Origin of the sequence: Halogeometricum borinquense DSM 11551, assembly GCF_000172995.2 — an archaeon.
GTDB lineage: Archaea > Halobacteriota > Halobacteria > Halobacteriales > Haloferacaceae > Halogeometricum > Halogeometricum borinquense.
Genome location: NC_014729.1, coordinates 290,965 through 304,576, shown reverse-complemented (window position 1 = coordinate 304,576; position 13,612 = coordinate 290,965). Strand labels below are relative to the sequence as shown.

Genomic DNA, 13,612 nt, shown 5'->3' with positions numbered 1-13,612 from the left:
GTGAACGGGTTCAGTGGGCGTCTGGATTGCACGCGTACATACGGTTGTCATTGAACGTCCGGTGGCTGCCGGAGCGTTCGTCGAACCCTTCCTATCCGCGCTCTCGCGGGATAGTGCATCGGTTTCGTCTTCGGGATTCAGTCTCGTTCCTGCCCACACTTAAGGGGCACGGATTGAGTTTGAGTCCCGGAGAGTATGGACCCACTGGGATTTGAACCCAGGGCTTCCTCCTTGCAAAGGAGGTGCTCTGCCGCTGAGCTATGGGCCCGTGTTAGCCTTGGTAGTTCTAGGGTGCCCGTTCGGCGGGTTGAGCGGTGTGAACGGACCGGTAAGGTGGGCCAGGCGCGTCGGCCTGGTCCCGATCGTTAGGAGGTGATCCAGCCGCAGATTCCCCTACGGCTACCTTGTTACGACTTAAGCCCCCTTGCGAAGCCCAGATTCGACTATCTTGCGATAGCCTCATCCGGACCTCACTCGGGTGCTTTGACGGGCGGTGTGTGCAAGGAGCAGGGACGTATTCACCGCACTCTTGTGAAATGCGATTACTACCGAATCCAGCTTCATGAGGGCGAGTTTCAGCCCTCAATCCGAACTACGACCAGATTTAGGAGATTAGCGTTCTCTTTCGAGATTGCAACCCATTGTTCTGGCCATTGTAGCCCGCGTGTAGCCCAGCTCATTCGGGGCATACTGACCTACCGTTGCCCATTCCTTCCTCCAGTTTGGCACTGGCAGTCCATCTAATGTACCCAGCCAGTCGGAACTGCTGCTGGCAATTAGATGTGTGGGTCTCGCTCGTTGCCTGACTTAACAGGACGCCTCACGGTACGAGCTGACGGCGGCCATGCACCTCCTCTCTACAGCTCGTGATAAGGTCATCAACCTGATCGTCATTACTGTAGTCGGAGCTGGTGAGATGTCCGGCGTTGAGTCCAATTAAACCGCAGGCTCCTCCGGTTGTAGTGCTCCCCCGCCAATTCCTTTAAGTTTCATCCTTGCGGACGTACTTCCCAGGCGGTTCACTTCTCGGCTTCCCTACGGCACAGCACAGGCTCGTAGCCTGTGCCACACCTAGTGAACATTGTTTACGGCTAGGACTACCCGGGTATCTAATCCGGTTCGAGACCCTAGCTTTCGTCCCTCACTGTCGGATCCGTCTTCTCGAGGTGCTTTCGCCATCGGCGGTCCGTCCAGGATTACGGGATTTCACTCCTACCCCGGACGTACCCCTCGAGCCTTCCGGTCCCAAGCCACGAAGTTTCCGCCGGACGCCCATCTGTTGGGCAGATGGATTTCCCGACGGACTTTCGTGGCCAGCTACGGACGCTTTAGGCCCAATAAGATTGGCCATCACTTGAGCTGCCGGTATTACCGCGGCGGCTGGCACCGGTCTTGCCCAGCTCTTATTCGAGAACCGCCTTACGGTTCTCAAAAGCGAGGACTATATGCCCTCGCACTCGGAGTCCCCTTATCGCACTTGCGTGCAGTGTAAAGGTTTCGCGCCTGCTGCGCCCCGTAGGGCCCGGAATCTTGTCTCAGATTCCGTCTCCGGGCTCTTGCTCTCACAACCCGTACCGATTATCGGCACGGTGGGCCGTTACCCCACCGTCTACCTAATCGGCCGCAGCCGCATCCTGCAGCGCCGGAGCGTTTGTGGATCCCGGCATTCCAGCGTGGGATCGGTATCGCGGATTAGCCTCAGTTTCCCGAGGTTGTCCGTGTCTGCAGGGTAGCTTGACCACGTGTTACTGAGCTATATGCTACGAGTGTGAACTCGTGCAACTAGCATGGCTAAATCGGACTCCGATAGCAATGGCCTCCGGCAGGATCAACCGGAATGGGTTCCTGGCTGTTGCCAGGAGGGTGGCGGGATTTCCTCTCGTGGGAGAGGGAATCACCAATCATTGCGTGGTCCGTTCGTGGTGCTCGGTGTCACCGAACGGGTGGCACCGAACTACCAAGGCTAACATCAGATCCCATCTGTACGGCGGACCGCAGGGGTGGAATCCTCATGACTTCGGACTTGGTTGTAGCACGTTCGACGCCTTAAGGGCGTCGGTTTGTGCGTTTCGTTGGCCTCCGAAGAGACCGTGTGTCCGAGGTGCAGCACGGGGTTGAACCGTGCTGCGGTCGCGGTGTGTCGTTCGCATTCTTCCGAAGTGTTCTTGACCACTTAAGCCCGTCGTATCGTTCGTGGCGTGAGAGTGCGATGCACTCCCAGTGGCACGAGGGCGACGGTGGGGTCAAGGGCGTTCGGAGAGAGTGGCGCTCCGGGAGTATCCCGGGGCGCCCCGCGTATTTCTACGAATGGCAGGGGAACATAAAAGGCCGTCGAACCGATGGCGCTTCGTCATGCGATTTCATACCCTCATCGTGAGGAGTAGGCTTGGGAGGCACTGTGTAAGGCGAGAAACAGCGGCGTCGCTCAGCGTGTAAGATGTCGCGCGGTCGGAGGCCGGTCAGTCATTCCTCGCATTTTGCGTCGGGTCGGACCGGGTGGTAGCCGCGCAAGTACTTGTCACCGGGGGACCGCCAAAGCCGTGTCGGATGCGGACTCGTAAGTCGCTCCCGTACGCGCGTACGCGAAGAAAACCGAAGGGAATCCCGAATTTATTCTTCGAGGTGTTCGATCCCCTGCTTTGAGACGTTCCCCTTCGTGATGTCACCCTCCATCCAGTCCGGCTTGTCGTCCGGCGCGTCGTCTACCCACGCCCACGCGTCGAAGATGTGTACTTTGTCGGTGCCTTTCTCGCGGAGACGAATCTCTGTTGCTTGCTCTCGCGCCTTATCTTCCGAATCGACCGGATCGAGACGGCGAGCTGCCTTCAAGGCGGCTTGGCGGGGCATACTTCCAGAGAAGACACTCGACTCCGTGCCATTCTCCTCACGTAGTACGAAGTTCCGTTTACCGTCCTCGCGTACCATGATTTTTGACCTCCATGGCAACCGAACACATGGTCCGCCATAAATATATCGGCGAAAAACGGGGGGCGGCGGCGAGGTGTATATAAATAGCGGCAGATTCCGAGATCGAAAACGAGCGCAATCGGGGAAATCAGCGTTGTTTTTTAATAAGGTGGGGAGCGGGTAGACAACACTTATGTATATCCTACGGCGAAGCATCGAACAGAGAGACCCCCGATGGTCCGGAAAAAGAAGCTCAGCCCGAGTGGCGCGAAAGACGAGAACGGCGAGTACCATAATGTCCACGTGAACCTCCACGAAGACGAACTCGCCGTTGCCGGAATGGAAATCGGCGACGAGGTGTTCGTGCGAGTCCGGGACGGCAAGATTATCATCCAGAAGGCTGATCCAGACGAAGTCGAACACGACTTCTGACGGCGTCCGATGGAACGACTCGCCTCGGACGAAAGAGACACTGCACAGCGATCATCACCTATGCGCCTCCTCTATCGGATACTCAAACCAGCACTGTTTTCGCTCCCGCCAGAAACGGCGCACGGACTCGTTCATCACGGACTGCGAACCGTCCAACACACGCCTATCGAGGATGCACTCGCCACGCGGTACCGAGTCGAAGATGACAGGCTTCACACTGAGGCGTTCGGCTGTTCGTTCGACAACCCAGTCGGTGTCGCCGCCGGATTCGACAAGAACGCCGAGGTACCCGACGTGTTGGGTTCGCTCGGCTTCGGACACGTCGAAGTCGGCGGCGTGACGGCCGAACCGCAGGACGGCAACGCCCGCCCGCGCATGTTCCGTCTCCCCGAAGACGGCGCGATAATCAACCGAATGGGGTTGAATAACGAGGGTGCTGACGCTGTCGGCGCGCGTCTCGCCGCAGGGCCGAGAGCGGACATTCCCGTCGGCGTCAACCTCGCCCTCTCGGAGTCCACCGACGCCGAGGACGCGCCCGCGGACTACCGCTACACCTACGAACAGGTCGCAGACGCCGCAGACTACGTCGCGGTCAACGTCTCCTGTCCGAACAGCGAGGGCTTCCGCGACCTCCAGAACCGCGATTCGTTGGAGGCCATCCTCGGTGGACTCGTAGACGCCGGTGCCGACCCCCTCTTGGTGAAGCTCTCACCGGACTTACCCGACCCCGCCGTCGAAGACGCCCTCGACGTTGTCAACGAGTACGGATTGGACGGCGTCGTCGCTACGAACACGACCACCGACCGGCCCGCCGAACTACAGAACCCGAATCGTGCGGAACGCGGCGGCCTCTCCGGTGCGCCCATCGAGGAACGAGCCACCGAGATGGTCCGCTTCGTCGCCGAACGAACCGACGTGCCGGTCGTCGGCGTCGGCGGCGTTGCTTCGGCCGAAGACGCGTACGCGAAGATTCGTGCTGGGGCAAGTCTCGTCCAGTTGTACACTGGCCTCGTCTTCGAGGGGCCGACCCTCACGCGCGACATCAACGAAGGACTCCTCACGCTCCTCGAACGCGACGGGTTCGACTCCATCGACGAAGCCGTCGGTGCCGACCTGTAAATCGGCCCGCGACGGCGCAACGGAATCACGTCAAAACGGTGTCTGTTTGTTGCTTCGGTCAAGCCGGTAACTGTGCGACGTCCCTCCATCCATGACTCCGGAGTGCTTGCGGTGCTCGCGTCCAACGCAGTAGCACCGCTCGGAATCTTCTTTCTCGGGTGGTCAACGACTGTTCTCTTCGGCGTGTTTATCGCCGAAATCGCGGTCGTCCTGTTCTGGTCGATGGTGAAGATGCCATTCGCGGCCAAGCGCCCGAACAACGCCCTCGGTGAGCGAGGACTGTTCGGTCCGCTACAGACCAAGCGCGGTTCGACGTCGCTGCCCGGACCGCTTCCGCCGGTCTATCTCCGGAATGTGCCGAGCGTCGTCATCGCCGCCTTCCTCCTTGCTCCGTTGGAGTTGGCGGTCGCACTCGGAGTGTTTGGGCTGGCCGATCCAACCATCACCGACGAGACGGGCGGGCGAATCCTGGTTGGTGGACTGAGCGTATTCATCGGACACGGCATCGAGATGGCCGCTCACTACTTCGGAAACGGTGAGTACCGCAACCACTCGCCACGTTCGCTGTTACTACTCCCGTTTAAGCAACTCTTCGCGGTCGCAATACTCCTGTTTGCCGCGATACCGTTCGAGGAATCACCCGGAAGCGACGCGTTCGTCGCAGTCGTCGTCGCGGGGAAATTCCTGTACGACCTGCGAACGCTCCAACTCGAACACGACGATGACAAACGGGGTATCTTCTACCGCCTGTACGGGAGCGAGGAGACCGAAATCCTCCCGGTTCCAGTGTCAGAGCCAACGGGAGAACCCGTACACTGCGACCGGACCAACCGGTGGGTAGCTGTCGCGGACGCACTCTACCGGGGCGTTCGATACACGTTCACCAGTGTAGTGCTCTTATTCTACGCCATCGCCGCAGCACTCGCACTCTTCGGCGGTGATCTGGTTGTTGTGCTGATACCGATCACCGTCGCGGGAGTGTTCGCTGGAGTCAAAGCGATCTCGCGCTACCTCCGGTACGGAACAGTCGAATATCGGTGCTACGGGGATGTTCTCGTCGTGTACGACACTCTCTTAGATGAACCGCAGGCACGTCTCGAACGCGGGGCAGTGACCGACCTGACCATCACCACGGACGCCGTGGATCGACTGTTCGGGACCGAGACGATGGCGTTCGATACAGACGAAGACGACTCCCCCGACGTGCAACTCACAGTTCCCGACCCTGCGGAAATCAACGGCGACGACGCGAACGAGAACCATCCGCTGACGTACCCACACGTCGAGAACCCCGAAGCAGTCGCCGACGCGTTCGGTGTCGCGTGGCGGTTAACGTCCGAATCCGACGAGCGTCGCTAGAATCGAACGGCTTGGGCGCAACTCCAAAAAAGCGGACGGATGCGTCAGTTCTCGTGCTGGACGATGACGACGGCGTCGCCCGCTTCGAGCATTTCGCCGTCGCCCATGTACTTACGCTCTTCTTCGATGGTGAACATCTCGGGGGCGAGTTCGACGCCCGCAGCGTGGAGGTGGCCGTCTCCGACCTCGTACTCCTCGGCTTCGAGTGCCGCCTCGATGTCGGGCACCTGCGCGCCGAACTCCGGTCCGACGAGCGAGTAGTCGAGGTCAACGCCGGTAACGACCGACTCGATCTGCGGTTCTTCCGCTAAGGTCTCCATCTCCTCGACGTGCATGACGCCGCTGATGTCCGCCTCGAAGTCCTGCACGTCGCCGTACACCTGCACGAGGTCGATGGGCGCGTTCATCGACAACTGGTTGTCGCTCTTGTACTTGCGGAGTGCGCCGACGACCGCCATCGCCGTCTCGCCCGCCTCGAAGTCGGCTTCGAGTCCGAGTGGTTCGGGCCACGACGCGCGGTGGACGCTGGTTTCCTCGTGCATCTCGCGCCAGAGTTCCTCGGTAACGTGCGCGAGGATAGGCGCAAACAGCTTCAGGAAGCGTCGGTGCGCGGTGCGGAGCGTGTACTTCGCCGACTCGTCGTCGCTCTCGCGGACGCGCTGTTTGGCGATTTCGAGGTAGTCGTCACAGAACGTGTTCCAGAAGAAACTCCGCAGGTCGTCGCGGGCCTTCGAGAACTCGCGGTTCTGCAGTTTCTCGGTGACGTGTTCGATTTCGCGGTCGAGAGACGCGAGAAGCCACCGGTCGATCTGCTTCAGGTCGTCGTGGTCGAACGACTCGGGGGCGTCTTCACTGAGACTATCGACTAGTTTCGACGCGTTCCAGAGTTTGCGAAGCAGTTTCTCGCCGGCGCGGAGGCCTTTCTCGGAGTACGGCAGGTCGTCGCCGACGGCGGAGCCCGCGGCCCAGTAGCGTGCGGCGTCCACGGGGTACTTCGACATGACTTCGTCCGGCGAGACGACGTTGCCCTTCGACTTCGACATCTTCTCGCGGTTCTCGTCGAGGACCATCCCGTTTATCATCACGCTGTCGAACGGCACCTCGCCGGTGTGTTCGTAGCATTTGACGACCGTGTGGAACAGCCAGAACGAGATGATGTCGTGGCCCTGCGGGCGCACATCGAACGGATACAGTTCTTCCCGGTCGATGACGATCTCTTCTGCGTCTTCGTCCCAGTCCCAACCGGCGTTGATGAGCGGAGTCAAAGAGGAGGTCGCCCACGTGTCGAACACGTCGTCTTCGGGGACGAACTCGTCGTGGTCACACTCCGGACAGGTATCGACCGGCGGGTCGTCCGAGAGTGGGTCAACCGGTAGGTTTTCGCGTTCCGCGACGACGACGTGTTCGCAGTCGTCGCAGTACCAGACCGGGAACGGGATACCCGAGGAGCGCTGTCGGGAGATGGACCAGTCCCACTGCAGACCCTCGATCCAGTTTTTGTACCGCGTGAACATCTTTTCGGGGTACCAGTCCATCTCGCGGCCCGCTTCGAGGTACTCGTCGGTCTTATCGAGCAGTTCGACGTACCACTGATCTTTGACGAGGAACTCGACGCCCGTGCCACAGCGTTCGTGGACGTTGACCGTGTGGGTAATCGCGCGCTTGTCGAGGAGTGCGCCGTCGTCATCGAGGTCCGAGACGATGGCCTCGCGCGCTTCTTCGGAGGAGAGTCCTTCGTATTCGCCCGCAACGTCGGTGAGCGTCCCGGATTCGTCGATAGCGATTCGGAGGTCGAGATTGTGCGCTTGGTACCACTCGATGTCTGTCTGGTCACCGAAGGTACAGCACATGACGATCCCGGACCCGGTTTCGAGATCGACGCGCTCGTCCTCGATAATCGGAACTTCCTGTCCGAAGAGGGGGATTCGCGCCTCTTCGCCGACCAAGTGCTGGTTCTCCTCGTCGTCGGGATGGACGAAGACGGCGACGCAGGCGGGGAGCAGTTCCGGCCGCGTCGTGGAGATGACGAATTCTTCCTCGCTATCGACAACCTCGAACTCGATATCGTGGAAGTGACTGCCCTGTTCGTCGTCTTCCGTTTCGACCTGCGAGATTGCCGTCTCGCACTCAGGGCACCAGATAGCCGGGGCGCGCTGGCGGTACTCGCGGCCGTCGTCGTACAGTTCGATAAAGGAGAGCTGCGAGGCGCGTTGGACCTCCGGCGAGATGGTCTGGTACGTTTGGTCCCAGTCGATCGAGATACCGAGATTCTGCATCTTCTCGGTGAACTCGGCCTCATACTGTTCGCACACCTCTCGGCACATCTCTTGGAACTCGCGCCGGTCGTAGTCCTGGTGGCGCACGTCGAGTTCGTCCTCGGTCAGTCGCTCGGAGGCGATGCCGTTGTCGTCGAACCCGAACGGGAAGAACACCTCTTTCCCGCGCATGCGGTTGAACCGAGCGACGAAGTCCTGAAGGGTGAACCCGTAGGCGTGACCCCAGTGGAGACTCCCCGAGACCGTCGGCGGCGGCGAGTCGATAGAGAAGGCAGTGTCGGCGTCTACCGCGCTGTCGTCGTACGAGTACGTGTCCTCATCGACCCACCTATCTTGCCACTTCGCTTCGACCGTCTCCGGGTCGTATTCTCCACTCGGCATTCTTGCAACGTTGTACCACCGGAAGGCGTGTTAAGTTACTCGATTGTACGGGCCAGACTGCCCGAAGGTGACGATACACAGCGATGCTCGGACGGTCCGAAGACAGACGGCGAGTGAAACCCGAGTCGAACTCGATCAGATAACGTCGAGGGCGTCCGAAAGGTCCGAGAGCAAGTCTGCTTCGTGTTCGACGCCGACAGAGAGACGCAGGAGACTATCGGTGATTCCGAGCATGTCCCGTTCTTCCTGCGAGAGCGGTGAGTGGGTCATCGAGGCCGGATGTTCGATGAGCGACTCGACGCCGCCGAGACTGACCGCCAGCGGGAAGTGTTCAAGTGCGGCGACGAACCGTGCGACGCCGTCTAAATCCGTATCCAGTTCGATAGAGAGGACGCCGCCGTAGCCCGACATCTGCCGGGAGGCGAGGTCGTGTTGCGGGTGTGATTCTAGTCCCGGATAGTGGACCGCTTCGACCGCTGGGTGGTCTGCGAGGAACTCCGCAACAGCCTGCGCGTTCGAGGCGTGTTTCTCCATCCGAAGCGGGAGCGTCTTCAGTCCGCGCAGAGTGAGGTACGCGTCGAACGGCGCGAGCATGTTCCCCATCCCGACGCGCTGGAGGAACGTCATTTCCTCGGCGTACGCCTCGTCGTTCGTCGCCAGCGCCCCACCGATAGAATCGGAGTGACCGTTCAGGTACTTCGTCGTCGAGTGGACGACCACGTCCGCGCCGAGTTCGAGCGGTCGCTGGAAGTGCGGGCCGACGAACGTGTTGTCTACGCCGAACGTCGCTCCGTATTCGTCGGCGATAGCGGCGATAGCCTCGATGTCACAGAGTCTGAGAAGCGGATTCGTCGGCGTCTCCATCCAGACGAGCGATGTCTCCTCGCGCATCGCGGCAGCGACAGTGTCGGTGTCGCGCGCATCGACGAGCGAGACGCTGACGTTCAGTCGATCCTCGAAAAGATCGGAGAGCATCGACTTCGTACCGCCGTACAGGTCATCGAAGGCGACGATGTGGTCGCCGGGTTGGACGGCGGCCGAGATAGCGGTCACGATGGCTGCGGTTCCCGAGGCGAATGCGAGTGCGTGATCGCCCCCACAGAGCGCGGCGATACGGTGTTCGAGCGCATTCCGCGTCGGGTTCGAGAGACGTGAGTAGAGATACTCGCCCGCGTCGGGATCGAGCGACTCCAGCGACGCATCGGGGTCGATCTCGGGCACCGCGAACGTCGAGGCGAGGTGGACGGGCACAGCCACGTCCTCGACACCCTCGGCAGGACGTTGACGTTCGCCGTGCGTCACCGCGAGTGTTTCAAACTGGTAATCAGAATCATTCATGAACGATAGCGAGTCGAAGAGATACTAAACGTTTCCCTAATTCCATAGAAAATATCTGGAGATAATTTTATATCATGCATGATTCTCTTGAGTTATTTTCCTCAAAACTAGACATGTCGGGATATTCAGACAGCACTATTTCCGTGTCCGGGAAGCGGACCGAGTTTTGCTTGCACCGTCGCTGATGAGCCGGTGAGACGGGCAACAGATGCAGAGAGAAACAACTGCGCCGAGCGAAGAACGGCGTTGGCCGGTCTAGCGGAGCGCGTCGAGGTCGAACTCGAACGCCGCGACGGGGAGTTCGAGGTCGTGTTCCACGAGGACGCGGGGGTGAATCTCACCGACGACGCCCACGTTTTCACCGTCCACGACGACGCTCGCCGCACGGCCGTCGATAAACGATGGGTGATCGGTCGCTGGCGTCTTCAGTTCCGCACCGAAGTCGCGGCAGAGCGACTGGAGACGTGCCTTCGCGTCCTCGAACGTCGCATCGTGACGTGCGAGGACGCCCGCGACGTGCCGCCGTTCGTCCACGCGCGTGTTCACTGAGTCGTCGCGTTCGGCAACCAGACCGATTTCGGCGAGGTCCTGCGGGTACGCGCGGTGGGTGTTGTTTTCCAGCACCATCATCAGCGAGGGAAGCGCCCACGTCCGGAGGATGGTGTAGTCCTCGCTGTACGGACCGGTTATCTCCGCGGTGTCGCCGCCGCCAAGGACCTCTGATCCGGCTTCGATGCCCATCCGGTCGTACACCTCCTCCTCGCTCGTCATGTGGAAATTGAGCATGTCCTCGAAGCCCAGTCCGACGAGCGAGTTGCGGGCGGCGTCTTCCAGACGGGAGCGTTCGTGTCGCCCGCCGACCGTGCCCACGTTGGGGTAGCGCGGTTGGAGTTCGTTGAATCCGTACGCACGGCCCACGTCGTCCACGAGGTCGAGCGGATGGAGCACGTCCACGCGATACGGCGGAATCGACACCTCGTAGACGAGGTCGTCGCTCTCGGCATCGGTCGCGTTCTCGCCACCCGCCTCGGTGGTGTCGCTTCCGTCGCCTGCGTCGGCACCGTCGTCGGCGTCCGCATCGAGGCCGGAACGTTCGAACAAGTCAACGACCTCGCGTGGTTCGAGATCAACGCCGAGCATCGTCTCGATGCGGTCGTGCGAGACGTGCTTCGTCTCCACCTCGAAGTCGGGACGGACATAGGTCCCGTCGGGATACTCGACTTCGACCGCCTCGATCGTCGCGCCGCGCGCGTCGAGGGCGTAGCAGATGATGTTGCACATCCGGTCGATCGTCCACTGGTCCGTGCCGGTGAGTTCGACGAGGAGTTCCCGCGAGTCGGTCGTAACCTCGGTCCGGCGGCCGTTGATGACTGGCGGGAACGAGAACAGACCGAGTTCGTCGTAGATGGCCGGATAGCGTTCGTACTCGGACACGAGGTCGGCGTACGTCTGGCCAGTCGGGTGTTCTTCGAGGACTCGCGCGGGCGTCATCTCCGCGTCGGCATCGAGCGGGACGAACGTGTCGCCCTCGGGGTCGATACCCGTGTAGGTGATAGAGTTACCGTCGGAGTCTTCGCTCAGGGCATCACCCTTCAGCATCGTCAGGTCGTGGATGCCGATAGCGCCTTTCGCGCGCTTTCGGCCCATCGTCGCGTGCAGTTTCTCCTGCAATTGGATGAGCGAGTCGAGAGCGTCGTCGTCTAAGTCCACGCCGCGGATGACGGCGCCGGTGACGTACGGCCGTTCGTCTGGAACGTCTTCGTCAACGACGAACGTGAAGTCGGGATCGTTCGTCTTCGGCACGTAGACGCCGCGTGCGTCGCCGTACTGGTAACGAAGCGACCGGGCGACGCCTTCGACGGAGAGGCGGTCGAGTCTGTCGGGACCGAACTCTAGTTGGAACGCGCCGTCTTCGGTCTCGCCTTCGAACTCCAGTCCGAGGGCGAACAGGTCGTCTTTGAACTCCTCGTCAGACTTCTCTTCGTGACCGGTCAGGTCCCGCAGTTCGTCGGGATGAACGTCAACGACCGGCATTATCGAAGCACCTCCACTTCGCGGAGGAGTTCGAGATCGCTCATCGTTCCGTGCACGTCGCGGATGTCGTCGAAGCCGTACATAAGCATCAAGAGGCGTTCCAAGGCGAGGCCCCACGCCATCACGTCACACTCGACGCCCAGCGGTTCGAGTACCTCGTCGCGGAACATACCCGAATTACCGATTTCGATGAGTTCACCCGTCTCGGGGTGCCGTCCGAACAGCTCGAACGACGGCTCCGTGTAGGGGTTGTAGTGCGGTTTGAACTGGATGTCCGTGATTCCGAACTGCTCGTAGAACTCCTCGAACGTCCCCATCAGGTCGCGGACGGACAGATCATCGGCCATCACCCAGCCCTCGATCTGGTAGAATTCGAGCAGGTGCGTCGGGTCCAGTGTGTCGTTACGGTACACTTTCTCGACGGAGAAGTACCGCTGCGGCGATTCGAGGTCGCCGACTTCGTGTCCCGAGAGATAGCGCATCGACAGCGACGTGGTGTGACCGCGAAGGGCAATCGCGCGTGCGAAGTCCTCGGACCACGGCGAGTGGTAGCCGTCGCCGTCCGGGCCGACACCGTTCCGATGGGCGTCTTCGACCCGGTCTACGAGGTCCTCGGGCACGTCCTCGATAGGCGGTACATCGAGGGCGAAGCGGTCCCAGTGGGTCCGTGCCGGATGGTCCTGCGGCATGAACAGACAGTCGTTGATCCAGAAGTCTGCGTCGGCGTGCGGGCCTTCCATTTCCTGAAAGCCCATGCCGACGAGTACGTCTTTGACTCTGTCTGCGGTCTGCCGCAGGATGTGTGTCTTCCCGGTTCGTACCTCAGGTGCGTCGGCTTCGACGTTGTACTCGGTGAACTCCACGTCCTCCCACTCACCGGAAGTGAGCATCTCGGGCGTGAGACGGTCCACCGTCTCCGCCGTCTCGACACCCTCCATGAGGAGCGTGACGCCGTCGTCGGTGAGAGTGACAGAACGAACCGTCTCCTCGTGGCGTTCGACGAGGTTCCGCGAGACGAGTTGGTCGAGTGTCTCCTCGTCAGCGTCTTCGACCGCCTCACCGTCCGCAAGCGTCGTCAGAACCGTCGATTCGGGGTCATTCTCGGCATCGGCGTCCGCGTCGGCGGCGAGTTCACCGCTGTCGATAGAGCCGTAGCCCTTCCGGCCGAAGTTGGCAAGGGCGATGTCCACTTCGGGGCCGCCAAGGCCGGACGCGCCGATGACCTGCCCCATCTGGACTGGGTCGGCCGTCGCGCCGGCGTCCACGGCCGCGCGGTAGAGTCGAACCTCGGGAAGGCCGTCCTCGACGTATTGGCGGCCCTCCTCGGTCAGTTCGTATTCGACTTCCTCGCGTTCTTCGACGGTGACGTAGCCGTCGTCCCGGAGTTCGAAGGCGGCCTGCGTCACCGTCTCCGGTTTCAGCCCCGTCTCCTCGGCGAGACTGCCGATAGTCGTTGCATCTGTCGCACTCGCGGCGTTCAACACCGCGACCTGTGATTCGGGTAGTTTCATTTGAGATTCGCGTCGGTCGTTGTCGCGTCTACCGACCGTAAGTCAGTTAGCAGTTCCGAAGATGCGGGAACACCCGCGTCGGGTCGGTCCGGACGGTTTCGTCCCCCGCGACCACCAAAGCGGAGATGTGCCGCTTCGACGGCCGATGGTGGGTCCACCGCCCTCGTCAGGCGACCCGAAAGAAAAAGCCGAACCCATCGGTTGCGGTCGGTTCGTACGCGACGCCTCCGCCGTCGGTGGGTCCGGTCGGCATAG

Annotated in this window: 9 protein-coding genes, 1 tRNA gene and 1 rRNA gene; 3 read left to right on the top strand and 8 right to left on the bottom strand. The window is 61.0% G+C overall.

Going from position 1 to position 13,612, the window contains the following annotated elements:
* Nucleotides 1–196: 196 nt before the first annotated feature.
* The 3 genes from HBOR_RS01540 to HBOR_RS01530 all read right to left on the bottom strand — a co-directional run bounded on the left by HBOR_RS01540 (nucleotide 197) and on the right by HBOR_RS01530 (nucleotide 2,925).
* Nucleotides 197–268, bottom strand: a tRNA-Ala gene (locus HBOR_RS01540).
* Between the two features lie 99 nt (nucleotides 269–367).
* A 16S ribosomal RNA gene (locus HBOR_RS01535) occupies nucleotides 368–1,839 on the bottom strand.
* Between the two features lie 771 nt (nucleotides 1,840–2,610).
* Nucleotides 2,611–2,925, bottom strand: coding sequence for a non-histone chromosomal MC1 family protein (locus tag HBOR_RS01530; RefSeq protein WP_006055709.1), 315 nt, complete (start codon nucleotides 2,923–2,925; stop codon nucleotides 2,611–2,613).
* Nucleotides 2,926–3,141: 216 nt separating this feature from the next.
* On the opposite strand from HBOR_RS01530, the gene HBOR_RS01525 reads away from it, so the two are divergent.
* From HBOR_RS01525 to HBOR_RS01515, 3 genes are all read left to right on the top strand, one after another.
* Nucleotides 3,142–3,339: a hypothetical protein gene (locus HBOR_RS01525; RefSeq protein WP_006055708.1), complete on the top strand. Its 198-nt coding sequence runs from the start codon at nucleotides 3,142–3,144 to the stop codon at nucleotides 3,337–3,339.
* Nucleotides 3,340–3,399: 60 nt separating this feature from the next.
* A complete protein-coding gene (locus HBOR_RS01520) occupies nucleotides 3,400–4,458 on the top strand; it encodes a quinone-dependent dihydroorotate dehydrogenase (protein ID WP_013440426.1) in 1,059 nt (352 codons plus the stop codon).
* Between the two features lie 72 nt (nucleotides 4,459–4,530).
* Entirely contained in the window at nucleotides 4,531–5,817 is a 1,287-nt protein-coding gene (locus tag HBOR_RS01515; protein WP_013440425.1) for a DUF6498-containing protein, read from the top strand.
* Between the two features lie 44 nt (nucleotides 5,818–5,861).
* Here the strand turns inward: HBOR_RS01515 and HBOR_RS01510 are convergent, their stop codons facing one another.
* The 5 genes from HBOR_RS01510 to HBOR_RS19815 all read right to left on the bottom strand — a co-directional run bounded on the left by HBOR_RS01510 (nucleotide 5,862) and on the right by HBOR_RS19815 (nucleotide 13,515).
* Nucleotides 5,862–8,474 carry a valine--tRNA ligase gene (locus HBOR_RS01510; RefSeq protein WP_006055705.1) on the bottom strand — a complete coding sequence of 871 codons (2,613 nt, stop codon included), beginning with the start codon at nucleotides 8,472–8,474 and terminating at the stop codon, nucleotides 5,862–5,864.
* A 135-nt stretch (nucleotides 8,475–8,609) separates the two neighbouring features.
* Nucleotides 8,610–9,812, bottom strand: coding sequence for a trans-sulfuration enzyme family protein (locus tag HBOR_RS01505; RefSeq protein WP_006055704.1), 1,203 nt, complete (start codon nucleotides 9,810–9,812; stop codon nucleotides 8,610–8,612).
* A gap of 255 nt (nucleotides 9,813–10,067) precedes the next feature.
* Nucleotides 10,068–11,846, bottom strand: a complete 1,779-nt coding sequence (locus HBOR_RS01500) for a tRNA ligase subunit PheS family protein (RefSeq protein WP_006055703.1) — start codon at nucleotides 11,844–11,846, stop codon at nucleotides 10,068–10,070.
* The gene (gene pheS / locus HBOR_RS01495) at nucleotides 11,846–13,357 is read right to left on the bottom strand and encodes a phenylalanine--tRNA ligase subunit alpha (RefSeq protein ID WP_006055702.1); all 1,512 of its coding nucleotides are present in this window, start codon (nucleotides 13,355–13,357) and stop codon (nucleotides 11,846–11,848) included. Before pheS ends, HBOR_RS01500 begins: the two co-directional genes overlap by 1 nt.
* Entirely contained in the window at nucleotides 13,354–13,515 is a 162-nt protein-coding gene (locus tag HBOR_RS19815) for a hypothetical protein (protein ID WP_161609405.1), read from the bottom strand. The genes pheS and HBOR_RS19815 overlap by 4 nt, the downstream gene beginning before the upstream one ends.
* Nucleotides 13,516–13,612: the final 97 nt, after the last annotated feature.